Origin of the sequence: Bacillus paranthracis (assembly GCF_001883995.1) — a bacterium.
GTDB classification, from domain to species: Bacteria; Bacillota; Bacilli; order Bacillales; family Bacillaceae_G; genus Bacillus_A; species Bacillus_A paranthracis.
In genome coordinates this window covers 35238-60928 of the sequence record NZ_MACE01000049.1, presented here as the reverse complement: position 1 = coordinate 60928, position 25691 = coordinate 35238, and the positions used below count along the sequence as shown (strand labels likewise).

Genomic DNA, 25691 nt, shown 5'->3' with positions numbered 1-25691 from the left:
TTCGATTGAAAGAGTACATGTTAAAACAAGTGGATTACCATGCTTGGGCTAATCTACGATTATTCAATCGACTAAAAGAATTACCAAACTATGAGACGATTTTTACTGAACAGATGCAGAGTGTATTTCCATCAATCAAGGATACGTTTGCCCATATTTATATTACAGATCAAGTGTGGTTACACATATTGCATGGTAAAAGTATGAATGAAGCAATACAAGGCCGAGAAGATTTACGAAAACAAATGGAAAACAAATCGTTACATGAATTAGAAAAAATGTTTGAAAATATGGCAGATCAATATAAAGACTTTTTAAGTACAATACAAGATGTGAATGCTGTATTTGTTATCGAGAATCCGTATGTAGGAAAATTAGAAACTTCAATTTTAGAGTTAGTACAACATGTTGTAAATCATGGTACATATCATAGAGGAAATATAACAGCGATGATTCGTCAACTTGGTCATTCGTCGACAATGATGGATTTTGTTCTGTATTTACATATGGTTAAAAAGCAGGGAGAGTAATATAGTTTATAAGAAGGAGAGGCTTTAGTTGTAGAAGTCTCTCCTTCTATTTTATTCCGCATGAATGGTAGATCAACTGATTAAAGTTTTACTTTATTTCTTAAGAAGCTTTATTTTCTTGTAATTGCTTCGCATATTGTACAGCTTTATATGCATTGACTCTACCGTTTTTCCAGTACGTACCTGTACCAGTAATTTTATCAGAAGTTGACTCAATAATTTGGCGAATTTGTGTATTGCTATATCCTTGATTTGCTAAAAGAGCAGCAACTCCTGCGACATGAGGTGTTGCCATAGATGTACCACTTAATGATTGATACGTGCTTCCTTTATAAGTAGAATATATATTTGAACCTGGTGCTGCAACATCAACCCAGCTACCATAAGTAGAAAATGAAGATTTCTTATCTAATTGGTCTGTAGAAGCAACTGCAATTACTTCGCTGTAATAAGCAGGGTAATTAGCTTTTGTATTTCCAGCATTTCCAGCAGCTGCAACTATAACAGAGCCTTTATTCCATGCATATTGAACGGCCTGTTGTAATGCAGTACCACCATTTGGAGCTCCTAAACTTAAACTAATTACTTTTGCACCCGAATCAGCAGCTTCTCGAATACCTTGCGCTACAGCATCGAGAGTACCACTTCCTTGATTATCTAATACGCGAACAGCATAAATGGAAGTTTGTGGGGCAACACCAGCAATTCCGACGCTGTTATTCGTAAGTGCTCCAGTAATTCCAGCGCAATGTGTACCATGACCATTCCCATCATCAGATGTATTGTCGTTATCAACATAATCATGCCCGTAAATTACTTTCGAAGCCAAATCAGGGTGTGAGCCTTGAACTCCTGTATCAATAATGGCTACTTTTACACCAGGATCACTTCGTTGGCTATCCCAAGCTTGTGGAGCTTGAATTTTTTGTAATCCATATTGATTTTTAAAATATGGGTCGTTTGGAGTCCAAAAGGCGTGAACGTAATAATTCGGTTCTGCATATTCCACATCTGGATTATTTTTATAACTCTTTATTTTTTCTTTTACAGTACCTTTTGAAAATTGAACGACTTCAAAACCTAACTTATCATCTTTAGATAAGACATTAGCTCCGACAGATTTATGAAAAGATTGCACATTACTTAAAGATGCATTTTGCTTGAACTTAACGATTAATTGGTTAGGAACGTAATCAGTAGATGATGTTTCAGCGCTTGAAGTATTCGTGTTAAAGAAGAAACCACCAATAATAAAAGACAAAACAGATAGGAAAACAATGATTTTGTTTTTCAAAAGATTTTTCCTCCCTTTTCTTGGATGAGTTTTTCAGCGACACTTTAATGTCGCATTCCTTTTCAACTATATAGTTAGACCATACGATTTATGACATTTATGTGAAAAACTTTTGGAGGAATAAAAAGGAGTAAACATTGATATAAATATATTTTTAATGATAGTAATAAAGTAAAAGAGGGGATGAAAAAAGGAATGCTCATCATGTATGAGTCATTCCTTTTTTCATAGATTAACTTGCCTGTTTTTTATTATTTTCTTTCAATTTCTCTGCTTGTAAAAAGCGATTCGTTTCAGCAACAACAATACCACTTAACCCAATAAGACCAATTAAGTTTGGAATCGCCATAAGTCCATTTGCAATATCCGCAAATGTCCATACGATGCCTAATTTTAAATTCGCACCAATAGCAATCATGACAATAAAGATTGCTTTATAATATTTAACAGCACTTTCTCCAAATAAATAAGCCACGCATTTCTCACCGTAATACGACCAGCCTAAAATAGTAGAGTAGGCGAATAAAATAATTGCGATACCAAGAATCATACTACCAGCAGTACCGAATACAGATTGAAACGCAAGTGTTGTAGCTTCAACCCCAGTTTTACCAGACTTCCATGCACCTGTAGTAATTAATACTAGCCCTGTAATTGTACATACAATAAATGTATCTAGAAAAGTACCAGTCATTGAAACTAAAGCTTGCTTTGCAGGGGAATCAGTTTTTGCAGCCGCCGCGGCAATAGGGGCACTCCCTAAACCAGCTTCGTTCGCAAATACGCCGCGCGCCATTCCAATTTGAATAGCTGATGCAACTGTTGCACCGATAAAACCACCAGCAGCTGCAGTACCATTAAACGCACCAGAAAAAATAAGTGAAAATGCTTCAGGAATTTGATCGTAGTGATAGAAAATAATGATAAGACCAGCAATGATATAAAAGAAAGCTTTAATAGGAACAACATATCCTGTTACTTTCCCGATTTTTTTTACACCGCCTAAAATAACGATAGCGATTAAAAATGACATTACTATACCAGTTAAAGCAGGAGGGAAAGAGAAATTAATTCGCATTGCCTCTGCAACTGAATTAGATTGCACCATATTACCGATACCGAAAGAAGCAGTTGTACCGAATATAGCAAATAAAACTGCAAGCCATTTCTTACCTAAACCACGTTCTAAATAGTACATTGGCCCACCCGAATATTCACCATTTTCATTACTAACACGGTACTTCACCGCAAGAATTGCTTCGGCATATTTTGTTGCCATACCGAATAAAGCAGTAATCCACATCCAAAAGATTGCACCAGGCCCACCAATCGTCACAGCGGTTGCAACACCAGCTATATTTCCCATACCAATCGTTGCCGCCATAGCTGTCATAAGTGCTTGGAAGTGGCTAATATCTCCAGAGGAAGATGTATCTTCTGATTTTTTAAAAGCTAGTTTGTGAGCGTATAATAGTTTACTAAACTGTAAACCTTTTAAACGCACTGTGAGAATAATACCAGTACCAACGAGTAACAACAACGTTGGTAATCCCCACACATAGTGATTGATTTGTTCTAATACTTTACTTACTGTCTCCATCTTTATTCTCCTTTTTTAGAAAAAATAAAAACCACTTCAAGTAAATGAAATGGTCTCTGGAGAAACAAGGGATAGAAAAATAAACCGATACAAATCGGCATTTTCTTTCGCTTGTCTCTGTCCTTTTACCTGAGAGATTATCCGCTATAGTAGCGGATTTGCTCCTTCGGTGCTCGTTTTCCTCCGCGCTATTTAAAGCGGGAGGGAGTCTCTCCAGAGATTCGTCCCCATGCAGTTCTACTTGTAAACAAGACCTGAGAGTTTCAAAGTCGGTTAACAACTTTTTGCCCCGTCGGTAGATCAATAGACCTTCTCCTGAATGGTTCATCCGAATTATAAAATTAATAACCTATACGAATTGAATGTGTATAGAATCAATAAAAACATTATAGATATACAATTAATGAAATGCAATCATTTTTTATTTTAAAATAGTAAAGAATTCTATTTTTTCGAAAGTCCTAATTTCTCTTCAACTTCAGTTAAAGTAGATAAAGCGATGACAATATGTTGATCTGCAAGCCCTAAAGCATGTTTCGTATTTTCAATTGTTGCACTGTTTGGAGTAGAGTTACTATCTCCGTCTATAATTAAATCTGCTGCGTTTTTCATAAATTTAGAAGCAGCTTTAAACTCAGTTGTGAAATAAACTAGTTGTTCTTGTATTTGTACTTCCGATATATTTTCTTTAATTTTCAAAGTGTCTATTTCATTCATAATGTTTTCATATTGTTTGGAAACAGCATTCATTGTAACTAATAGTTTATTTCGATCTACTGAATCTCCAGTCGTATTAATCTCTTCCCAGGCAGGCAACCAATCTTTTTCGATGATGTCATTATAATTAGTAGTCAATTCATCGATTTTAGGTTGTAATTTAGTTTTGAAAATTTTTGTATCCACTGTTTCTACAGTTGCTTTTTCATTGTTATTTTTCACATTAGTAACATAGAAAATCGTACCGAAAATGATGAAAATAGAAATAATAACTGACAATTTAGTAAAAAGTAATTTCTGCAATATGTAACGCCTCCAAAATTTAAAAACTTATAATTATAATATATAACAATAATGTTGTTTAAAGTAGAGAAAATTAAGTTGGAAAGTATATAAATTATTTATTTTATATACGTAAATAATTAAAGTTGGTAAAATAATGAAAGTTATATACGAGAAAAGAGGGTTTTTAGTGAAAATGAATAGAAGAAAACTAGTTTCAAGTATTTCAATGGCTATGTTATTAGTTGGTTTAATTGCATTCATATTTATGAATAAAGAATCTAAAATTAAAGGTTTTCCAGTACCAATGTCAGCAATTCATATTAACGATGATAATGAAGAGGACTATCAATATATAAGTGTAATGCCTATTACAAAGGCAAATGGATGGGAGAACTTAGGAGAAAACGGGCATACTGTTAGTTTTAAAAAAGGTGAGCGGAAAGTAACAGTATTACATTATCCGGGAGAACTTACGTATTATATATTTGAGCAAAAGATGAATAGGGGAGATAAGCTAAAATTGTAATTCGTTAAGGATTACATATTCTTTTATTCTGAATGATTTGAAATGAAATCAAATAAATGTTTTGATGGATTTAGTGATAAATATAATTAGTTCTATATATGTATAAAGAGTAATTAGATGATTATAAAAATATTATGTAAACAAATGGTTGTAAGAGTAAGATAAATTATATCATAAGGGGGAATTAAAAATGTTACTAAAAACAATCTACTGTAAGGTGGAAGAAGAGAAAAAGGAATTGTTTTCAAAAGCACAAGAACAATGGCGTGATATACAGCATCTAGATGGTTTTCATGGACAATTTGGTGGATGGCATGAAGATGAGGCATGCGTATTTACTTTATGGGAAGATAGAAGTGCATATCAAACATTTATGAATGGTGCTCACGATAAAATTTATATAAATAGTAATCAAGAAGATACGTTTCTTTCATGTGAAATTGAACTATTTCAAACGTTGTATGATATAGCAGAAGTGCCTTTGAAAGACGTTGTTACAGAAGGATCCTTCGTAAGGGTAGCTGTATGTGATGTAAAGGAAGAAAAAGAAAAGCAATTTTTACATAAACAAGAAACAATTTGGAATAAAGGAATGAAAAATATAAAAGGGATGCTAGGTGGGGTAGTTGGGAAGTCTTTACAAAATGAAAATCGTTACATCGTGTTAACTTATTGGAAAGATGGAATGGCGCATCAAAATTATGTAGAAGAGATTTTCCCTGAGTTGTATAAACTAGCTAATATTCATGAAGATATAGAAGATATAAGAGGTAAACAAGCTATATGTAAGGAAGAATGGCTTGTATATTAAGCACAGAAAAAGTGCATAAATGAATGTATAATAAAGATAATTTCTTATAAACAAGAAATTAATAGAAGACGTTATATACCCTTTCATGTTAATATATTTAAGTTATAATAGGAGGCTTACCCTTTTGTATTGTACGGTAGAAGCAGTGTGAGCTTGAAATTTTTTTAGAAAAGGATGTGCCTAATTTGCGTATCAATAAATTTATTAGTGAAGCTGGAAAAGCGTCTCGACGCGGAGCAGATAAATTAATTAATGAGAGAAGAGTAATTATTAACGGTAAGGTTGCAAAAATTGGTGACCAAGTGAATCCAGGTGATGATGTACGCGTAAATGGAGAGCAACTTCGTATTGCTCGAGATCATGTATATATCGCTTTAAATAAACCAGTAGGTATTACATGTACGAGTGAAAAATCAGTAAAAGGTAATATTATCGATTTAGTGAATCACCCTTTACGAATTAGCCATATTGGACGTCTTGATAAAGACTCAGATGGTTTAATTTTGTTAACGAATGATGGTGATATTGTTAATGAAATTTTACGTGCTGAAAACAAACATGAGAAAGAATATATCGTTTCAGTAGATAAGCCAATTACACCTGATTTCTTAGAAAAAATGGCAGCGGGTGTTAAAATTCTAGGTACAAAAACACTTCCTTGTGAGATCACACAGTTATCAAAATATGAGTTCAAAATTATTTTAACGCAAGGGTTGAATCGTCAAATTCGTCGTATGTGTGAAGCTTTAGGTTATCAAGTATACACGTTAAAACGTACGAGAATTATGAATATTGAATTAAATAATTTACCAGTTGGACAGTGGAGAGATTTAACGAAGAAAGAGAAACGCCGTCTATTTGCAGACTTAAATTACGAACCACAAGAGTGGTAAAATTGAGAAGGAGAAACCAAAAACATTTTTTGGTTTCTTTTTTTATTAAATAAAAAATCTTTTCCAAACACTTGCAAAAATAAAATGAATAAGATATAGTAAATAACAATTAATGGATGTATTAAAAAAAGCAAAGAAAAGGACACGAGTTATTTTCCCCGGTTATACAGAGAAGGAAGGAAAGCTGAGAACTTCCTAACGCAGAAAAATAACTTACCACCTTAGAGCTGCACTAGGGAAACGAAGTATCTAGTGCCGTGTAAGCGACGTTATCGCAAAAGAAGCCATTATGTTTTTTGTGATGGGAATCTGGGTGGAACCACGGATATAAGCATATTCGTCCCTATTTTAGGGATGAATATGCTTTTTTGCATTCAATTTCATAATAAGCGAAGAAAAGGACACGAGTTATTTTCCCCGGTTATACAGAGAAGGAAGGAAAGCTGAGAACTTCCTAACGCAGAAAAATAACTTACCACCTTAGAGCTGCACTGGGGAAATGAAGTATCTAGTGCCGTGTAAACGACGTTACCGTAAATGAAGCCATTATGTTTTTTATGATGGGAATCTGGGTGAAACCACGGGTATAAGCACGCTCGTCCCTATTGTAGGGATGAGTGTGCTTTTTATTATGAAATGGAGAGATGAAAAATGAAAGAACAAATGATTGAAATTAAATTTCCAGATGGTAGTGTGAAAGAATTTGTAAAAGGAATTACTTTAGAAGAAATTGCTGGATCTATTAGCAGTAGTTTAAAAAAGAAAGCAGTCGCAGGGAAAGTAAATGATGGGTTATATGATTTACGCCGTAATATTGAAGAAAATGCGGAAGTAGAAATCGTTACTATAGATTCAGATGAAGGTGTAGAAATTGCAAGACACTCTGCGGCACATATTTTAGCGCAAGCTATAAAAAGAATTTATGGTAATGTAAACCTTGGTGTAGGACCGGTAATTGAAAATGGATTTTATTATGATATGGACCTTCCAAGTAGTGTAAACGTAGAAGATTTACGGGAAATTGAAAAAGAAATGAAAAAGATCATAAATGAAAATATAAAGATAGAACGAGTTGAGGTTTCTCGAGAAGAAGCAGCTAAACTGTTTCAAGAAATGAACGATCGCTTGAAATTAGAACTTTTAGAAGCAATTCCTAGTGAGGAAAGTGTAACACTATATAAGCAAGGTGAATTTGTAGATTTATGTAGAGGACCACATTTACCATCTACAGGTTATTTGAAAGCCTTTCAATTAACTCACGTTTCCGGTGCATATTGGCGAGGAGATAGTAACAATCAAGTGCTTCAGCGCATATATGGTGTTGCATTCTCTTCCCAGAAAGAATTAGAAGAGTATTTACATTTCGTTGAAGAAGCAGCAAAAAGAAATCATCGTAAATTAGGGAGTGAGCTTGAGTTATTTATGTTTTCTGAAGAGGCTCCGGGAATGCCGTTTTATTTACCGAAAGGTCAAATTATTCGTAATGAATTAGAAGCTTTTTTAAGAGAAATTCAAAAAGAATATAATTATCAAGAAGTACGCACTCCATTCATGATGAACCAAGAAGTATGGGAAAGATCAGGGCACTGGGGACATTATAAAGATAATATGTATTTCTCAGAAGTGGATAATAAAAGTTTTGCATTAAAACCGATGAACTGCCCAGGTCATATGTTAATGTTCAAAAATAAATTGCATTCTTATCGCGAATTACCGATTCGTATGTGTGAGTTTGGTCAAGTACATCGCCATGAATTTAGTGGGGCGTTAAACGGATTATTAAGAGTACGTACTTTCTGCCAAGATGATGCACATTTATTTGTAACTCCAGAACAAATTGAAGATGAAATCAAATCTGTAATGGCGCAAATCGATTATGTATATAAAACTTTTGGATTTGAATATGAAGTAGAACTTTCTACTCGTCCAGAAGATTCAATGGGTGATGATAAGTTGTGGGAACAAGCAGAAGCGGCGTTAGCAAATGTATTACATTCATTGAATTGTAAATATAGACTAAATGAAGGTGACGGTGCATTTTACGGACCGAAAATTGACTTCCATATTAAAGATGCTTTAAATAGAAGTCATCAGTGCGGAACAATCCAGCTAGATTTCCAAATGCCCGAAAAGTTTGACTTAAATTATATAGATGAGAAGAATGAAAAGAGAAGACCAGTTGTCATTCATAGAGCAGTATTAGGATCTTTAGACCGATTTTTAGCAATATTAATTGAGCACTTTGGTGGTGCATTCCCGGCATGGGTGGCACCAGTTCAAGTGAAAGTCATTCCAGTTTCGAATGCAGTCCATGTACAATACGCAGATGAGATTGCGGATAAATTAGCACAAGCTGGTGTTCGTGTCGAACGAGATGTACGAGATGAAAAATTAGGATATAAAATTAGAGAAGCACAAATGCAAAAAATTCCTTATGTACTTGTTATTGGGGATAAGGAAATGGAGAACGGAGCTGTAAATGTACGTAAATATGGGGAAGAAAAATCAGAAGTTGTTGAACTAAATGGATTTGTGGAAAGTATGAAAGAGGAAATAAATAATCGGAAATAGAGTTTAAAGAGAAAACACACCAATTCATAATGGTGTGTTTTCTTTTTTACCTTACAAAAATGTAAGGTAAATGTAAGCGAAATCGAAGGAACGAGTTGTAGAAAGATGAGAATATGAAGTAGGAAATAGGTTCATGTTATCTGTATAACCTTTTTAGTTTGAAGAATTAAAAAATTCTTAAGAATTTACATGAGAAAAAGATAAGAAATGTGTGAGAAATTAAATTTATACAAAAGGGATGGAGTGAAAGAGATGTCAACAAATGTAGTTACTGTAGAAAGTGTAGAAAAAACGTATGGGAAAAGAAATGAGAATCAGTCAAAAGCATTAAGGGGTGTGTCATTAAGTATTAAAGAAGGGGAATTTGTAGGGATTATGGGTCCTTCTGGATCTGGAAAGACGACTTTACTGAATGTGATTAGTACATTGGATCAAGCGACAGGTGGCAGTGTGACAATAGCTGGTACAAATATTACTTCTATGAAGGGGAATGCATTATCAGATTTTCGATCTCAAAAATTAGGGTTCATCTTTCAAGATTTTAACTTACTAGAAAACTTATCAATTTATGAAAATATTGCTTTACCACTTTCTCTGCAAGGTGTACCTTCAAGTGAGATTACTGGAAAGGTAAATGAGGTGGCGAAGAAATTAGGAATTACTGAAATTTTAACAAAATATCCAACTGCTGTTTCTGGTGGACAAAAGCAAAGAACAGCGGCAGCACGAGCTTTAGTACATAATCCAGCAATCGTATTAGCAGATGAACCGACAGGAGCGCTTGATAGTAAAAATGCAAAAAGCTTATTAGAAGCGATGCAAGATTTACATGAAAATCACAATGTAAGTATTTTGATGGTGACACACGATGCATTTAGTGCCAGTTATTGTGAACGTATTTTATTTATTCAAGATGGTCTTTTATATAAAGAATTAAAGCGTCAAGGAACGCGAGAAAGTTTCTATCAAGACATTTTAGGTGTGCTCGCTCATATGGGCTCAGCTGCTGAGTCTAAGTAGGGGGGAGAGACTATGTTATTCAAATTATCACGTCATAGTATGAAAAAAATGTTAAAAGATTATATGGTTTTACTTATCGGTCTCGTTATTAGTATTAGTATTTTTTACATGTTCCAAACGATGGCGATGAATAGTGAATTTACGAAAGATAATAGTCTTATTAGTAGTATAAGACTCGTATTCTGGGTAGGTGCAATACTATTATCTTTCATTACAGTATTTTATATTATATATGCCAATTCTTTCTTACTCACATTAAGAAGAAAAGAACTCGGTATGTACATGATGCTCGGAGCGAAAAAGAAAAAAGTAGCACAATTATTATTTATTGAAACATTCGGTATGGGTATTGTTAGTATTATTATCGGGATTTTAGTAGGGATGTTACTTGCAAGTGTAGCAGGAAATTTTTTAATGAATGGTATGGAAATTTCAGCAAAGGGTAGTTATTCATCTGTATATACACCAGCAATCATAGTTACAGCTATATTCTTCTTAATATTATTTTTTATTACTGGTTTAATGAATAGCATCCGTTTATTACGTAAAACAGAATTAGAATTAATACGTGAAGATGAAACACTAGATGAAGTGAAGAAAAGTAAAACTCGCATTATTATAATGACTGTACTTGGTGTATTACTAGTAAGTACAGGGTACTATTTTATGATTAACGTAAAAATATATGCTGAATTTGGTTTTATAATAGCGACAATCGTTACAACGCTTGGAACATATTTTATCTTTAGTTCATTGCTCCCATTTTTTGTGATGAAAATTAAAGGAAATAAAAAGCGAAATGAAACGGGCTTAAATAGTTTTACATATGCACAGCTACGCTTTCGAGTAAATAGTTTATCAAGAGTATTAGGTACTGTAGCAATGTTAATTGCATTAGGAGCAGGTGCGATGACAGCAGGTATGGCGTTCCAAAAAAATGTAGGTATTATGACAGACTTCTCACGTGTGTATGATGTCGTAATTCATGATCCGAATGAACAAGATACAGCTGCATTAAAAGAAATGGAAATTGTTGAAGAAAGCCAGTATAAGTATAAAGTAGATGGAGAAGCGGTTTATTACTTACGTAACGATTTAACTGCGAAACCGCCACTTGTTTCAGACCACTTTGATACAAAAACTTTAAAAGAGCCTGTTCGTAAACGTGTGACTGAACTTTTAACTGAACCTGTATATTCTGCTTTAGAGGCTCCTGAATTAGCAAAATTCCCTCGTATGCCGAGAGATTGGGAAGATGCAATTGTAAGAGAAATACAAATTACACATAATCAATTTAACGGAAAACCTGTAAGAATTGCAGATGAAGCACATTATAAAGGAATTCAAGGAACAGAACACACTGTAACATTAGCAAAAGTAGATGATATGAAAAAGTATAAACCGTTGTTGATCGAAATAGATAAGAGACAAAAAGAACAAATTGAAAAAACAACAGGTGCAAAAGTAGACTTATTTACGAAAATGACAATTTATCAATTTATGAACAGTTTCATGAGCGGAACAATGTTTATGGGATTTTTCCTCGGAATTGCCTTTTTAGCAATGATGGCAAGTTCCCTTATGTTCAAAATATTAACAGGTGCTTCTCGTGATGTACGCCGTTATGAAATGTTACGAAAAATCGGTGTGAGACGTAGTATGTTAACGAAAAGTATATATAAAGAAATTTCATATTTATTTATCTTCCCAGCAATCATTGGTATTTCTCACGTGTTAGTAGGGCTTAACTTATTTAGTTTTATATTAGTTGACCCGTTTGTAAAAGTGTGGGTGCCAATTGGGATTTTCTTAGTCATTTATTTCATCTATTACTGGATAACTGTTCAATTGTATAAAGGAATGGTAATGCCGAAAGAAGAAGTAGCTAAATAGTTTATGAAAAGAGTCCTTGTTTGAAAACAAGGGCTTTTTTCTATATTTGTAATACCTGTGATTAAGTTTTTCTACGATTAATGTATTGAAAATTAAGAAAATATTAAGAGTTTATATAGCGGAATGTTAAGAAGTGTATGGGATATTATTAATGTAGTTTTATAGAATTAAATTGTTATTTTTACAAATTTATAAGAAAGGATATATCCTATGAAGAAGATAAAAAAATTAATAACATTTATTGGAGTCATAACTACACTAACATTAATCGTAGCACTAGTATTTCCTACATGGACTTCGCAAATAAAAGGAAAAAACAGTATAAGTACATTAGAACAAATAGAGATAAATGGAAGTAGTCATGAAATTATGATACGCGGCAAAGATAAGAACAATCCAGTTATTATTTTTGTACATGGTGGACCTGGTTCTTCAGAAATACCATATGCTCAAAAGTATCAAAAATTATTGGAAGAGAAATTCACCGTAGTTAATTATGATCAAAGAGGAAGTGGGAAATCGTATCATTTCTTTGAGGACTATTCAAATCTTACATCAGATCTTCTTGTAGAGGATGTATTAGCTATGACAGAGTATATTTCAAAACGTATGGGAAAAGAAAAGGTAATATTAATTGGTCATTCTTACGGTACATATATTGGAATGCAAGCTGCTAATAAAGCACCTGAAAAATACGAAGCGTATGTTGGGATAGGGCAGATGAGTGATACAGTAGAAAGTGAAATGGATAGTTTAAACTATGTAATTGAACAGGCACAAAATGCTGGGAATACAGATGAGGTTTCCTATTTAAATGGATTGACTGAAAAAATTAAAAATGGCGATACATACACTCCGCGAAATTATGTTGCGAAATATGGTGGAACATCAAGACTCATTGAAAATCCAAATGGTGATAACATCGGGATGTTACTTAGTAATGAATATAACTTGTTTGACGTAATTCGTTATAACGTTGGATTATCACACTCTCAGACTGTCTTATTAGAAAAAGATTTAAAGAATCCATTACCTACTAAGGTGAAGAAACTGAAGTTACCGTTTTATTTCCTTATGGGGAAATATGACTATAATACTTCATTTCATGCGGCAAAAACATATTTTGATACGATTGAAGCAGAGAAAAAAGAATTTATTACTTTTGAAAAATCCGCGCATTATCCGCAATTTGAAGAGAAGGAAAAGTTTTATGAGTGGATGTCCGATACATTTGTAAAATAAATAAAGTGTATCCAAACTATAGAGAATTAAAAAGTTAGCGAGATATATCATTACATGAAGCGAAGTTAAATAAAAAAGACTCTTGTATAGATAACAAGAGTTTTTTTATTGTTCTTTATATAGAAGGAAAAGATTGGATAATGGTCGAAAAATATAATATAACTTCCGAGAAATGACTAAAATAATACTATTTTGTCGAGAGAAAGGATACGAAATATGAAAGAAATGCTACAGTTATTTCGCAACAAAGTGTATGCACGATTTTTTCTAGCGAATATTTTAGAACGACTCGGTTCTATGATTGCTGGAATTTCTTTAATGTTTTACTTGTTAGATCAATACGGAAAACAACCAGTTTACGCAACAATGACGCAAATTATGATTGCGTTACCTGCATTAATCTTTTTTCTATTAGTAGGGACAGTAGTGGATCGTTTTGATAGACAACGTATTTGTACGATAAGTAATATATGTTGTTCGCTCTGTAATATTGGAATCCTAATTTCGCTTTATTACGGGATGATTATACTTGTCTTTATATTTTTGTTTTTGGAAAATGCATGTATACAATTTTTCTCTCCATCAGAACAGTCGATGATACAGGGAGTGGTTGAATCAGACCAATACGGTGCAGCAGCGGGTATGAATCAAATGGTAAATAGTTTGTATGCTTTGTTTGGTGTAGGAATTGCAACGATGGTGTACTGGACTTTTGGAATTTACGGGAGCATTTTAGTAAATACGCTCACTTTTATTATGAGTGGTATTTTGATTCAAACGATCTCCATTCCAGAAAAAGTTCGTTTACCAAATGGGAGAACAAAATGGAAAGAAGTTAATTTGAAGATGTTAATAACAGAGTTTAAAGAAGGGATCAAGTATATATACCAAAATGAAACTTTAAAAAAATTACTTTTAGGATTTATCGTGTTTGGTTTATTAAATGGTATTTTAAGCGTATCTACTACTTACATATTAAAATACAAATTGGCACCAGCAACGTATGAAAGTTTAGCAATGGTGGGCGGTGTAGTTGGAGGGATTTCATTATTAATTGGAAGTATAGTAGCAACGAGTATAGGTAAGAAATATGCTCCTAAACCTATTATTGTATTTGGTATGGCAGGTTCAGGGATTTTCTTCGGTATGTGTTACTTTGTAAATCACGTATGGTCTTTTTATGTATGTATCGCTTTTGCGACTTTCTTTTTACCGTTTATTAATGTTGCAATATCGGGCTGGATGTATGAAATTGTAGAAGAGTCATTCATGGGGCGTGTACAAAGCTTGCTTAGTCCATTAACGACAGGATTCCAGCTTTTATCTCTCGGTGCGATAGCGATGTTATTCCCAAAATGGATTCTTGCAGATACATTGTATATTATTTTATTTGGTTTATTATTGTTTGTTACATGTTTATATCAAGCTATTTTACCAAGTGGGCAAAAGCAAGTACATACAGTAGCTAAAGAGATGTGATATATTTAGTTTTTTATTTCTGAATATTCTATCGTATGGTAAGGGGAAATTGTTATGTTGATGCGAATGGTTAAGTGGTGTGGGATTACTTGTTTACAACTAGTAGCTGCAATTTTATGTATAATCTGCCTAGGAGCGCTACCACGTTTATTTAAGGGATTACAAATTGATTTAATCGTTTTTTGGAATACGATTGTATTTCTTGGAGGGAAGTTACTTCAACCGGGTGAAATTACATATGGATTTCGGGATTCAAGAAAATTATTTCCGCAAATATGGATTCATTATATTGAAACGATGATTGTATTTCTTTCAGCTTTTTTACTCTCTTTGCTTATAGCGTATATACTTGTCATTTGGGTATTACAGCGTTCTCATATGAAACAGAAAATGTGGAACGGGATTTTTCTTACGCTTGAGAGTATACCAGATATATTACTTATTTTATTATCGCAACTTCTTGTCGTAATTATGTTTCAAAAAACAGGAGTTATGCCGATCAAACTGGCTGGATTAGGGGAAGAAAGGATACGTTTGTTACCAATTATATGTCTTACAATACCAACAACATTATTGTTTATTAAACTGTTGTTATTACGGTTTAAAGAAGAATTAGAGAAAGATTATAGTTTATTTGCTAAAAGTAAAGGGCTTAGTTTAAGACATATTTTAACACATCATATTTCAAGAAATGTTTTGTTAACAACGATCTATTATGCAAAAACAAATATTTTATTTATGTTATCAAATTTATATATTATTGAATGGATATTTAATACGTACGGTATGTTTGTTTTTGTAAAAGAAAATTCGAAATTAGAAATATTTACAGTGAGTCTAGTAATATTATACGTACCGCTTTTTATACTGTTTCGTTTATTACATACGTTCTTACAAAATGTTATAAAGGAGCGTGTGTAACATGTGGCAAGTTGTAAAAAGAGATGTGAGATTTTGGATAGGTATTACTTTTTTGAGTGTACTAATGATTGTTAGTATTGGATATACGTTGTTTTTTGATGGGAATATTCGTGAACTTACGATGATGTATAACGAAAAAGGGGAACTAGAGGCAGCTCCATTTGCACCATCAAGTAAATTTTGGTTTGGAAGTGATGTGAAAGGTCGTGACCTTGTTCAATTAATAATAGAAGGTGCAAAATGGACAGTTGGTGCAAGTATAATTATAGCGATTTTACGAGTTATAGTTGGAGGGGGAATTGGTTTACTTCTTGGTATGTATGGTAAACGTTCTTTTCCAGTTATTTCATCCTTTTTTGATCCTTTTAGTATTGTACCGATGGTTATGATTTCTTATTTTATGTTAAATGAAGTATTAACGTTTGATAGTGGAGCAGAAGTTGTGCCGTTATATTTGCGTGTGGCATTTCAAATTATAGTTCTTGTATGTCTCGCTGTACCCACAGTGATGTTGTATGTAGCGCAAGAAGTAAAACGTATTAAGAAAGAAGAATTTATGTTGGCAGCCACTGTGCTCGGCGGTAGTAAGTGGCAGAGGTTGAAGCGCCATATATGGCCTCATATGTTACCACCATTTCTTTTATTAGTAGCACAACAATTTGTAAGTACGTTATTACTTCTTTTACATCTTGGTTTGTTACAATTATTTTTTGGCGGAACAATAACCTTCAGTGGAATGGATCCAGATAGTGTAACAAAAGAATGGACTGGCCTAATTGGTCAAAACTTCCGCCATTTAACTACACATACATGGATTGTACTTATACCGATTGCTTTTTATAGTATGACAATTCTCGCAGGAAATCTAGTTAGTAATAGTATGCAAGATGCGATTAAGTTAGGAAATACGAGAAGGCCAGAGCGGAAAGGTAGAGAAGTGCAAGCAGAGAAACAAGTACAACCAACTACGAATGACTTTTCTTTTTATAGAGAGATACAAAAATAAAAAGATAGCTGAAAGCAACTTGTTTTCAGCTATCTTTTTCTGTTTATAGTGGTGGTAAATCAATCTTACCTTCTTCAAATAATTCTTTTATCATATGCTTCGTATAACCAGCAGCTTGACCAAATGTGATTTTTGCTGGCATTGGTGCTTCGTTAGCATCTACAACTACATCGATAATACATGGTTTGTTTTGTTTTACTGCGTTTTCAAAAGCTGGGAGTAATTCATCTATATGTTCAACGCGGTATCCGATACCTCCACACGCCTCTGCATATTTTGCAAAATCAGGGTTCGTTAAGTCTGTTTCGAATTCGATATTACCCATGACTTCTTGCTCGAATTTAATCATCGCAATTTTATTATTGTTTAATACGACGACAACAATTGGTAGTTTATATTTAACAGCTGTTACGAAGTCGTTCATTGTCATTCCAAAACCACCGTCACCACAAACTGCAAATACTTGTTTATCCGGGAATGCAATTTTTCCAGCAAGAGCACCAGGTAAACCGCAACCAAGTGTTGCGAGCCAGCTAGAAATGATAAATTGTTGATTTGTCATACGGAAGTGCCTTGCTGTCCATACTGTTACATTTCCGACATCGACTGATAGAATTGCGTCATCATGTGCTACTTGCTGCAGAGCATGCATAACGCGTTGTGGTTTAATTGGAATGGAAGAGTCTTCTTCTTGATCGTGTAATTTTTCTTCCCACTTTTTCATCATGTCTTGGTAATGTTCTAAGAAGGAATGGTCTGTGTGTTCTTCAACATTTTCAATTAACCATCGTAAAGTTTTTTCAGCATCACCAGCTAAACCAATATCTGTCGCATAACGTTTCCCAATTTGGGCAGGATCTGTATCGATATGAATTGTCTTAGCTTTTTCAGGTAAGAAACCGGTGAACGGATAAGAAGTACCAACCATAATTAAAGTATCTGCATGCTTCATTGCTTCATAAGAAGGTTTCGTTCCGATTAATCCTAATCCACCAATACAAAGAGGGTGTTCATCTGGAATAACGCCTTTAGCTGGTAATGTAAGTACGATTGGAGCACCAATATGTTCTGCAAATGCAAGTAAAGATTCTCTCGCATGTTTTGCTCCTTTACCAGCTAAAATAACAGGTTTTGTCGCTGCATTTATTGCGAGTTTTGCTGCATCTAAATCTTCTTTTTGTGGAAACAACTCAGGCAAAGTAAAAGAAGTATTTGTAATACGAGCACCATTTTTTACTTCGAATTTCGGGACATCATCTGGAATTGTAAGAACGGATACACCTTTTTTCGTATAAGCCATTCGAATTGCTTGATTCACTACGGCAGGTAGTTGCTCTGCTGACATAATACGCTGGTTATAAACCGCGACATCATCAAACATTCTTTCTAAATTTACTTCTTGGAAAAAATCCGTTCCGAGTAAATCGGTTTCTACTTGACCTGAAATTGCTAGAACAGGGGCTTTATCGAGTTTCGCATCATATAAACCATTTAATAAATGAATAGCACCAGGTCCTGCAATTGCCATACAAACGCCAAGTTTTCCTGTTAATTTCGCATAGGCAGCCGCTGCTAATGCACCAGCTTCTTCGTGGCGAACTTGAATGAATTTAATTTTATCTTGTTTTTTTCTTAAAGCTTCAATGATAGAATTGATGGAATCTCCAGGCATACCGTATATGTGTTCTACGCCCCAGTCAATTAATAAATCAACTAATGCTTCACCGGCTGTTTTTCCAAACATAATTGTTCCTCCTTATAATTAGGTAGATACTATTATGTTTTGGAGAAAAAGGAAAAATATACAAATGATAATATTATTATCTTTAATGATGACCAGCGAATAGTGTAAATACTGTTATTAGTAAAAATCCACTAGATGCCCATGTTAAAAATGAAAGGAAAGAGAGCTGCTTCTTTGCTTTCCAAAGCATTTCATGAATTGTGACATAGCCAAGTGAACCGATAGCACTTCCCATAATGAGTCCTTGTAAATGAAGCGCTTTTCCTTCCATTAAAATGCCAAAAACTGTACCGGTACCGAGAATAAGAGATAGTAATAAAGTTGTTAATAAAAAGGAAATATATTTATGTTTTGTAAATAGAAAGGGGATAATTAATGCTAAGCCTTCAGGAATATGGTGAACGACGATTGCTATTAAAAAAGGTATGGCAGAGTCAGCATGATTAATAAAAGCAGTACCTAAAGCAAATCCACTCGGCAAATTATGAATAAATATAGCGAAAGAGAGAAAAAGGAAAGTTTGCCATGCTTGTTGATCTTTTGTATGTATCATTGGATGGTGACAATAGTTATCTAATAAGCTCATAATTAAAATACCGATAGCCATACCAAGTATAGGTCCAATCATTTCATAACTTGAAAATGTTTCAGGAATAATTTCAAGTAGTAAGAGTCCAAGTAAAATTCCGCCACATAATGCATATAAACGATGCATTTTTTCTTCAATTAGCTGGCGCGTAGCAATGCCAACAGCACCGCCTAATAATAAGCCACCAAATGAAAAAAATGTAACTATCATAGGAATCCATAATCGTTCCATCGTATCACACTCCGATTCTTCCACCTTATTTTTAGCTTACGAAAAGGAAAGTTAGATTAGTCCAAGTAATTGTGTTTGATTATAGAGAAAAAAGTAGTGATTCGTTATAATTTATATATTAAATTTAAGTGTAAATATGAAATGAGGAATAATTTTGCAAACAAAATGGAGTTTATCTGAATACGAAAATCCAAAACGATATGATATAGAAAATAAAAGTTTATCAGATTTTCCGTTTTTACTATCATGGGCACAAAAACTACATATACAAAATGAATGGATTCTAGATCTTGCCTGTGGTACAGGAAGGGTTACAATTCCATTTATAGAAAATGGATATCAAATGATTGGTGTAGATATACATGAAGGCATGCTTACTGAAGCAAAGATAAAAACTACGGATTGTAAGAAGGTAAAATGGTTACAACAAGACTGCTTACAATTGAACATTGAAGATACCATTTCGCTAGCATTTATGGTGGGGCATGGATTCCAGCATTTCCTTACAAATATTCATCAAAATCAATTATTAACATCTATTCATCATGTGTTAGCTGAGAATGGTATATTCATATTCGATACACGTTTCCCTTCAAAAGAAGAATTAATACAACCATCTATAGAAGAATATTGGACAACTGTTAATGATGAAAAGGGAAGAAAATGTGATTTATATACTGAAATGACATACGATTCAATTCAACAAATACAGCACTACATAACAACAAGAAGGTTTTATGAGGGGGATACGCTAGTAGAGGAAATAAAAACAACGATAGATCTTCGTTATACGTACCCGCAGGAGTTAGAAAGATTATTAGTAGCGAATGGTTTTGAATTATTACATATATATAATGATTGGGAAGGCAATGAGTTGGGAGAAGATTGCTATTCTATGGTAGTAGTCTGCCGGAAGAAAAAATAGTATTATTTTAAAAATATGAATGTGAAAAGCCTTTAAGGAGAGGAAAAAATGACTTGGTACTTAGATAATGTTTATGAATTAAATAAAGAAGCGCCCTATACATTCTACCTTCCTAGCTCAGAAGTTTTGGAGAAATTAAAGGTTGGGGATTTGGTAAAGCTAATTTTTGTATCTAAAAATGAGGAAGAAGATGGATTTAATGGTGAAAGAATGTGGGTTGAAATCATTGAAAGGAATGAGAAGAAGTTTGTAGGGGAACTGAGCAATGAACCATATCGCTTAGATTTAAAAATAGGTGATAAAATTTCATTTGGGATTGAAAATATATGTGATACGGAATATGACGATCCATCTTCAAAAGATTGGGATTTTTATTTTGATACGAAGGTAATTGTTAGTAATGATGTACTTGAAAAAAGAGAATTTAACTTTATGCTTAAAGAGGATTCAAGAGAAAAAGGTGACTCTGGTTGGTCAATACTGAGTGGTTATGAAAGTGATGACTATGTCAATAATCCTAAAAACTTTCAAATTATTTCAATTGGAGTCATTTTGAATATAGATGATTCTATTTTAAAATTTCTTGAGGAACCACCTTTATGTGCATATGAAAGAAATGATGAAGGTAGATTCTATAAAATTGAAGACTACGATTGGGATGCATATTTAAATGGATAGAAAAAGTTATTACGTTTTAAAGAAAGCAATATAATTTCACCCTATGTGCTTGATAAAGGTTCTACAGATAATAATTCAAGAGAGTAATAGTAAATGGAGGAACAAATGATGCAACAAATTAAAAAAATAGGAAACTCATTTTGGTATATGACACCCGTTTCCGAAACAGATAGACCTATATTAGGAATGGTCATTGGAAAAGAAAAAACGTTAATGATCGATGCAGGGAATTCAGAGGAACATGCACAATTATTTTTAGAAATGTTAAAAGAAAAAAATGTATCGAATCCTGAATTTGTAGCACTAACGCATTGGCATTGGGATCATATTTTTGGATTATCTGTATTACAGAATGCATTAACTATTTCACACGCTGAAACGAAAAAAGAAATGCAGGCAATAGTATCTTATGAATGGACAGATGAAGCGTTGGACGCACGCGTAAAAGAGGGTACGGAAATTGCATTTTGTGCGGATTGCATCAAAAAAGAGTTTGAAGAAAAAGCGAGAAATATTAAAATTATTCTTCCAACCTTAACGTTCCAGGATCAAATTGAATTAGACCTTGGTGAGGTGACCTGCGTGTTAAAACATGTGGGCGGAGATCATGCACATGATTCAGTTGTTATGTACATAAAAGAAGAAAAGATATTGTTTTTAGGAGACTGTATATATGCAGATATTTTTTCTTCGAAGTGGAACTATACGACGAAAAGAACGTTTGCATTAATAGATGAATTAGAAAAATTTGATGCTGAGACATATATTCTCTCTCATGGGGAAGCGATAAATCGAGAGGAGTTTTTACAAGAGATTCGTATGTTAAAAACAGTAGGAACTTATACTGAAATACATAAAGGCGATGAAGGGAAGATAAAGGAAGCGTATAAACGAGACATAGATAGAGAATTAAATGAAGATGAATTAGAAACAATAACGTTTTTTGTAAATGGTTATGAAATGAATAATCAATAAGACACGACATGAATCCAATATAATTAAATTGCACAAAAAGAGTATTGAAATTTAATTCAATACTCTTTTCAATACTTAAATATGTAGTTTCAACCAAATTCTAAATGGGGAATCATTGTCTGGAGGGGTGTCATTCTATGTGTTTTTCGTATAGATAGTGGTTCAAGTAGAAGCCTTCCTTGCTAATTCAGTTATATATTTGAAAAATCCATTGTGGTTTACATCATATACTACATTTACAGGTCGCCCACCATCAAATTCCACTGTACGCCCCTGGCTTGGTCCGTATGTATGAACGATACTATTAATCGTTTGAGTTTTTGCGAGGTTAGTGTTTCCGACAAGCGCAGTTGTTAGTACATCCCACAAGTAGTAAGTAGAGTTCGTTGAAAAGTGAACGAGGGGAGGAACCATCGCATAGCATTGGCCAAGGAAATCTACACCAATATAATTTCGTTCTTTTGCCCAACGTTCACGTATGTCTATAGTTAATGGAACTTGGTTTGTACTTTCTAGTGTCACTAAGTCGATTTCAATTTTTGATTCCCATACACGAGCCACTGCTTCAGGGTCCCAAAATGAATTCCACTCAGCTGTTCCGTCATGCTCTGGTTCATGTACATTGCCTGCGGTAAGAAATGTACCACCCATCCAAACGAGACGTTCAATTTTATCTTCGACTATGGGAGCTTCATATAATGCACGAGCAAGGTCAGTTAGGGGTCCCGTAAATAATAAAGTTGTTTTTCCTTCCGTTTGTAGAAGCGTTTCTATTAAGTGATGATGTGCAGACTTTGCTACTACAGGTGTTATAACTTTTCCAGCCTCATTTAAAATTGGTAAAGCATCTACATAAAATGCATGCATCCGCCAGTCTTTTGGAAATGGATTTTTCGCACGGGAATTTGATGCGGCTACTTCAATATATTCTTTGCTGAAGCGATCAATAATTTTGCGACTTGCAGATATTGCTGGTTCCAAATAGCAATCAGCAGGAATAACTGAAACACCTGTAAGTTTGACATTATCCATCTGAAGTAATAAAAATAGTGAAATTAAATCATCTACACCACCATCATGATTGAAGTACACTTTTTTCATCATTGTAATCTCCATCCTATTTGATTTAGTTAGAAATTAAACATGCATTGAGGAAAAGTCATCAATAATTTCGACTACTTCAATTTCGCCATTAATGAGTAGCTCAGGGAGTTCGTTATTCACATTTCCTTTCCAATATTCTCTAGCTTGTTCCATTTTTTGAGAAAAAGGAATAGCATCTTCTTTCGGTAAAAGATTCCCGTCACCTTCAAAAGAACTTCCGATTACTCGTAGTTTAACAATCTGCAAAACTTCTCGATTGTAAGAATCAAATAATGCTTTCCATTTTAAAGCATCTTCATAGCTTTTAGCAGCATATAAACAAGACAATCTTGATGGATAATCAGGATATTCTTGCAGCCTAACCATTTCCACAATCGTTTCTCTAATGGCTCTAATTGTTTGATCCATGTAATTCATAACGACTGTAGCATTTTCATTCTTTATATGTAATTCTTCATTTGTATAATGTTCTTTTAAAATTTGTATAGAATCTTTACCATTAGAATTTAAATGTTTTCTTTCAAAAAAGAAGTGGAATAGCGTATTAGTTTGATTTTTATTAAATTGAATGCTTTGTCCAATCTTCATTTTTTTCCTTGTTACGATATGATATACGAAAAATCCTTGTTCATTCATGGTTCTCCTCCTAGTAGTAATGTTTCAATTTAGTAATTCAACATTGAAATATATAAAACCTTTATAAGTAAAAGTGAGAATTTGAGTTGAAAGCAAAGAAAATATATGAAAACGTTTTAAATTTGTTCACAAAATGTTCACTTACGAAGAGGTTTCCAATATCGATATAATGACAAAGACTCAAAGAGAAAGGATGATGAATTTTGCCAACAACAAGAAAGGAAAACCTCCAATTTGGTATGATGATGTGCCTTGGGATGGTTATCGTAATGACGTTTTACAATTTACTAACGAATGGATCAGGAGGGCCAATTCATATTAAGGAGATCGCATTAGAACTACTAATTGGATTTATTATTGCGCTATTAATTGAAATATGTATCGTTGGACCTAGTGCGAAAAAAATTGTATTCATGTTGCCATTTGATAAATCGAAAAAAGTAAATATTATTATTGCGATGGCGACAGCTATGGTTATTGGAATGGTTTTCTTCATGTCGTTTTATGGAATGGCAATGATGTATTTTCATAATGGATTACATGGTGAATCTTTTGTTTCAATGTATTTCTCGATTTTTATTAAAAACTTCATTATGGCGTATCCATTACAATTAATTATTATGGGGCCGCTTGTGCGTTTCTTATTTGGAAAGTTTGTTTTGAAGAATAAACCTGTTAATGTAGCGTAATTATAATTATTAAAATTATATATAGTAATAAAAATATAAAAACGCATCTCAATTATTTTGAGGTGTGTTTTTTTATGGTCATTCGCAGTTATTTTCATACTGATGTGACATTTGTCCTTTTGTTTATATAGGATTATAGCTTTTAATTAAGTCAGAAATAAAAGATGAGGAGATGATTTTTTGAAAGGCATTGTATTTGCTGTATTTGCTGGCATATTTATTACACTTCAAGGCACATTTAATGCGAAACTTAGTTCACATATTGGTATATGGTCGACAAGTATTATTACGCATTTAATTGGATTCATTATTGCAACAACTGTATTTTTGTTAAAGAAAGAAGAGAAAGTAACAGATTTAAAGAGTGTGAAAAAAGTATATTTAGCAGCGGGTGCATTTGGTGGATTCATTATTTGTGCAGAAACTATGGCGATATATGCATTAGGAGTTACATTGACAGCCGGCACACTAATGGTTGCTCAATTGTTAACGGCAACAGTTATTGAAATGAAAGGACTGTTTCATATAAAAAAGATACAGATGGAGAGATATCATATTGTGGGAACAATAGTAATGATTATAGGTATTGTTGTATTTAATATGTAAATGAAAGGGGAAATGAATATGGAGGATAGATCAGGTTTAATTACGCATTATTTGAAAACCAATAAAACGCTCGAGATTTTTTCAGAAATAGATACAGCATATTTTCAATTAAATCACTTTGAAAAAGGCGAGCTTATTTGCAATATAGATGACGAAATGCATCGTTTATATTTTGTTGTTAAAGGTAAAGTAAAAGTTTATACGATTACACTTGAAGGGAAGAAACTAATTCTTCGCTTTATCAATCCATTGGCCATTGTTGGTGATATTGAATTAATTCAAAATAGCAAAGCACATAATGTCGTTGAAGCTTGTTCAGATGTTGTAGCAATCTCTATTTCTAATACGGTTATTAGAAACAAGTTATTACATGATCCTATATTTATGAAGTTCTTGCTTGAAAACATTGCGAACACATTAAAAATATCGACTCGTTTTACTGCTCTTAATTTACTTTATCCTGTAGAAGTACGTGTAGCTAGTTATTTACTTTCAATTTCAACAGATAGTAACGGGAATATGTATAAAGGGGATTTGGATGCAACTTCGGTAACGAGTATCGCGGATTTTATAGGGGGAAGTTATAGGCACGTAATACGGGTATTACAAAAATTTTATAATGAAAAATTAATTGAAAAGAGTAATGGAGTTATTGTAATTAAAGATTTTTCTCGAATGAAGGAAGTCGCTAAAGATAATATATATGAGCAATGAAGGGGAGAGGAA

Annotated in this window: 24 protein-coding genes, 1 riboswitch and 1 other annotated feature; of the genes, 17 read left to right on the top strand and 7 right to left on the bottom strand. The window is 33.4% G+C overall.

Annotated features, from left to right (window positions below):
* The first annotated feature begins 5 nt into the window (after positions 1-5).
* Positions 6-530, top strand: coding sequence for a DinB family protein (locus BAQ46_RS17280; RefSeq protein WP_000666447.1), 525 nt, complete (start codon positions 6-8; stop codon positions 528-530).
* Between the two features lie 100 nt (positions 531-630).
* Here the strand turns inward: BAQ46_RS17280 and BAQ46_RS17275 are convergent, their stop codons facing one another.
* The 3 genes from BAQ46_RS17275 to BAQ46_RS17265 all read right to left on the bottom strand — a co-directional run bounded on the left by BAQ46_RS17275 (position 631) and on the right by BAQ46_RS17265 (position 4444).
* Positions 631-1824: a S8 family peptidase gene (locus BAQ46_RS17275; RefSeq protein ID WP_000790931.1), complete on the bottom strand. Its 1194-nt coding sequence runs from the start codon at positions 1822-1824 to the stop codon at positions 631-633.
* Between the two features lie 232 nt (positions 1825-2056).
* Entirely contained in the window at positions 2057-3424 is a 1368-nt protein-coding gene (locus BAQ46_RS17270; RefSeq protein WP_000451019.1) for an alanine/glycine:cation symporter family protein, read from the bottom strand.
* A 107-nt stretch (positions 3425-3531) separates the two neighbouring features.
* A riboswitch (glycine riboswitch) is annotated at positions 3532-3651 on the bottom strand.
* Between the two features lie 217 nt (positions 3652-3868).
* A complete protein-coding gene (locus BAQ46_RS17265; protein WP_042990490.1) occupies positions 3869-4444 on the bottom strand; it encodes a hypothetical protein in 576 nt (191 codons plus the stop codon).
* A 133-nt stretch (positions 4445-4577) separates the two neighbouring features.
* Between BAQ46_RS17265 and BAQ46_RS17260 the strand changes: the two genes are divergently transcribed.
* The 10 genes from BAQ46_RS17260 (at position 4578) to BAQ46_RS17215 (ending at position 16788) form a co-directional block, all read left to right on the top strand.
* Positions 4578-4952, top strand: coding sequence for a hypothetical protein (locus BAQ46_RS17260; RefSeq protein ID WP_116777244.1), 375 nt, complete (start codon positions 4578-4580; stop codon positions 4950-4952).
* Between the two features lie 190 nt (positions 4953-5142).
* Entirely contained in the window at positions 5143-5763 is a 621-nt protein-coding gene (locus BAQ46_RS17255) for a YdbC family protein (protein ID WP_061130754.1), read from the top strand.
* Between the two features lie 185 nt (positions 5764-5948).
* Positions 5949-6656, top strand: coding sequence for a 23S rRNA pseudouridine(2604) synthase RluF (gene rluF, locus BAQ46_RS17250; protein WP_001222168.1), 708 nt, complete (start codon positions 5949-5951; stop codon positions 6654-6656).
* A 124-nt stretch (positions 6657-6780) separates the two neighbouring features.
* Positions 6781-7004 (top strand) — a binding site (T-box leader).
* A gap of 303 nt (positions 7005-7307) precedes the next feature.
* On the top strand, positions 7308-9227 hold the full coding sequence (gene thrS, locus BAQ46_RS17245) for a threonine--tRNA ligase (protein ID WP_071742223.1): 1920 nt from the start codon (positions 7308-7310) through the stop codon (positions 9225-9227).
* Between the two features lie 252 nt (positions 9228-9479).
* Entirely contained in the window at positions 9480-10247 is a 768-nt protein-coding gene (locus tag BAQ46_RS17240; RefSeq protein WP_000106430.1) for an ABC transporter ATP-binding protein, read from the top strand.
* Positions 10248-10259: 12 nt separating this feature from the next.
* Positions 10260-12140, top strand: a complete 1881-nt coding sequence (locus BAQ46_RS17235; protein WP_071742222.1) for an FtsX-like permease family protein — start codon at positions 10260-10262, stop codon at positions 12138-12140.
* A 210-nt stretch (positions 12141-12350) separates the two neighbouring features.
* Complete coding sequence (locus tag BAQ46_RS17230) at positions 12351-13382, top strand: alpha/beta hydrolase (RefSeq protein ID WP_000721363.1); 1032 nt, start codon at positions 12351-12353, stop codon at positions 13380-13382.
* Positions 13383-13589: 207 nt separating this feature from the next.
* Positions 13590-14861, top strand: a complete 1272-nt coding sequence (locus BAQ46_RS17225) for an MFS transporter (protein ID WP_255254330.1) — start codon at positions 13590-13592, stop codon at positions 14859-14861.
* 54 nt (positions 14862-14915) lie between these two features.
* Positions 14916-15782: an ABC transporter permease subunit gene (locus tag BAQ46_RS17220; protein ID WP_071742220.1), complete on the top strand. Its 867-nt coding sequence runs from the start codon at positions 14916-14918 to the stop codon at positions 15780-15782.
* 1 nt (position 15783) lies between these two features.
* A complete protein-coding gene (locus BAQ46_RS17215) occupies positions 15784-16788 on the top strand; it encodes an ABC transporter permease subunit (protein WP_000267884.1) in 1005 nt (334 codons plus the stop codon).
* A 43-nt stretch (positions 16789-16831) separates the two neighbouring features.
* Here the strand turns inward: BAQ46_RS17215 and BAQ46_RS17210 are convergent, their stop codons facing one another.
* Positions 16832-18532, bottom strand: coding sequence for a pyruvate oxidase (locus BAQ46_RS17210; RefSeq protein WP_000467231.1), 1701 nt, complete (start codon positions 18530-18532; stop codon positions 16832-16834).
* 82 nt (positions 18533-18614) lie between these two features.
* Positions 18615-19352, bottom strand: a complete 738-nt coding sequence (locus BAQ46_RS17205; protein WP_000440593.1) for a ZIP family metal transporter — start codon at positions 19350-19352, stop codon at positions 18615-18617.
* Positions 19353-19506: 154 nt separating this feature from the next.
* Between BAQ46_RS17205 and BAQ46_RS17200 the strand changes: the two genes are divergently transcribed.
* The 3 genes from BAQ46_RS17200 to BAQ46_RS17190 all read left to right on the top strand — a co-directional run bounded on the left by BAQ46_RS17200 (position 19507) and on the right by BAQ46_RS17190 (position 21930).
* Positions 19507-20277 carry a class I SAM-dependent methyltransferase gene (locus BAQ46_RS17200; protein WP_071742219.1) on the top strand — a complete coding sequence of 257 codons (771 nt, stop codon included), beginning with the start codon at positions 19507-19509 and terminating at the stop codon, positions 20275-20277.
* Positions 20278-20325: 48 nt separating this feature from the next.
* A complete protein-coding gene (locus BAQ46_RS17195) occupies positions 20326-20955 on the top strand; it encodes an immunity protein Imm33 domain-containing protein (protein WP_000220342.1) in 630 nt (209 codons plus the stop codon).
* 108 nt (positions 20956-21063) lie between these two features.
* The gene (locus tag BAQ46_RS17190) at positions 21064-21930 is read left to right on the top strand and encodes an MBL fold metallo-hydrolase (RefSeq protein WP_071742218.1); all 867 of its coding nucleotides are present in this window, start codon (positions 21064-21066) and stop codon (positions 21928-21930) included.
* A gap of 162 nt (positions 21931-22092) precedes the next feature.
* On the opposite strand, the gene BAQ46_RS17185 is transcribed toward BAQ46_RS17190, so the two are convergent.
* Positions 22093-23034, bottom strand: coding sequence for a nucleoside hydrolase (locus tag BAQ46_RS17185; protein WP_071742217.1), 942 nt, complete (start codon positions 23032-23034; stop codon positions 22093-22095).
* Positions 23035-23067: 33 nt separating this feature from the next.
* Positions 23068-23670: a DUF2441 domain-containing protein gene (locus BAQ46_RS17180; RefSeq protein WP_001005240.1), complete on the bottom strand. Its 603-nt coding sequence runs from the start codon at positions 23668-23670 to the stop codon at positions 23068-23070.
* Between the two features lie 203 nt (positions 23671-23873).
* On the opposite strand from BAQ46_RS17180, the gene BAQ46_RS17175 reads away from it, so the two are divergent.
* The 3 genes from BAQ46_RS17175 to BAQ46_RS17165 all read left to right on the top strand — a co-directional run bounded on the left by BAQ46_RS17175 (position 23874) and on the right by BAQ46_RS17165 (position 25679).
* Positions 23874-24359, top strand: coding sequence for a DUF2798 domain-containing protein (locus BAQ46_RS17175; RefSeq protein WP_046197441.1), 486 nt, complete (start codon positions 23874-23876; stop codon positions 24357-24359).
* A gap of 180 nt (positions 24360-24539) precedes the next feature.
* Positions 24540-24965: a DMT family transporter gene (locus tag BAQ46_RS17170; protein ID WP_000676414.1), complete on the top strand. Its 426-nt coding sequence runs from the start codon at positions 24540-24542 to the stop codon at positions 24963-24965.
* Positions 24966-24983: 18 nt separating this feature from the next.
* On the top strand, positions 24984-25679 hold the full coding sequence (locus BAQ46_RS17165) for a Crp/Fnr family transcriptional regulator (protein ID WP_071742216.1): 696 nt from the start codon (positions 24984-24986) through the stop codon (positions 25677-25679).
* Positions 25680-25691: the final 12 nt, after the last annotated feature.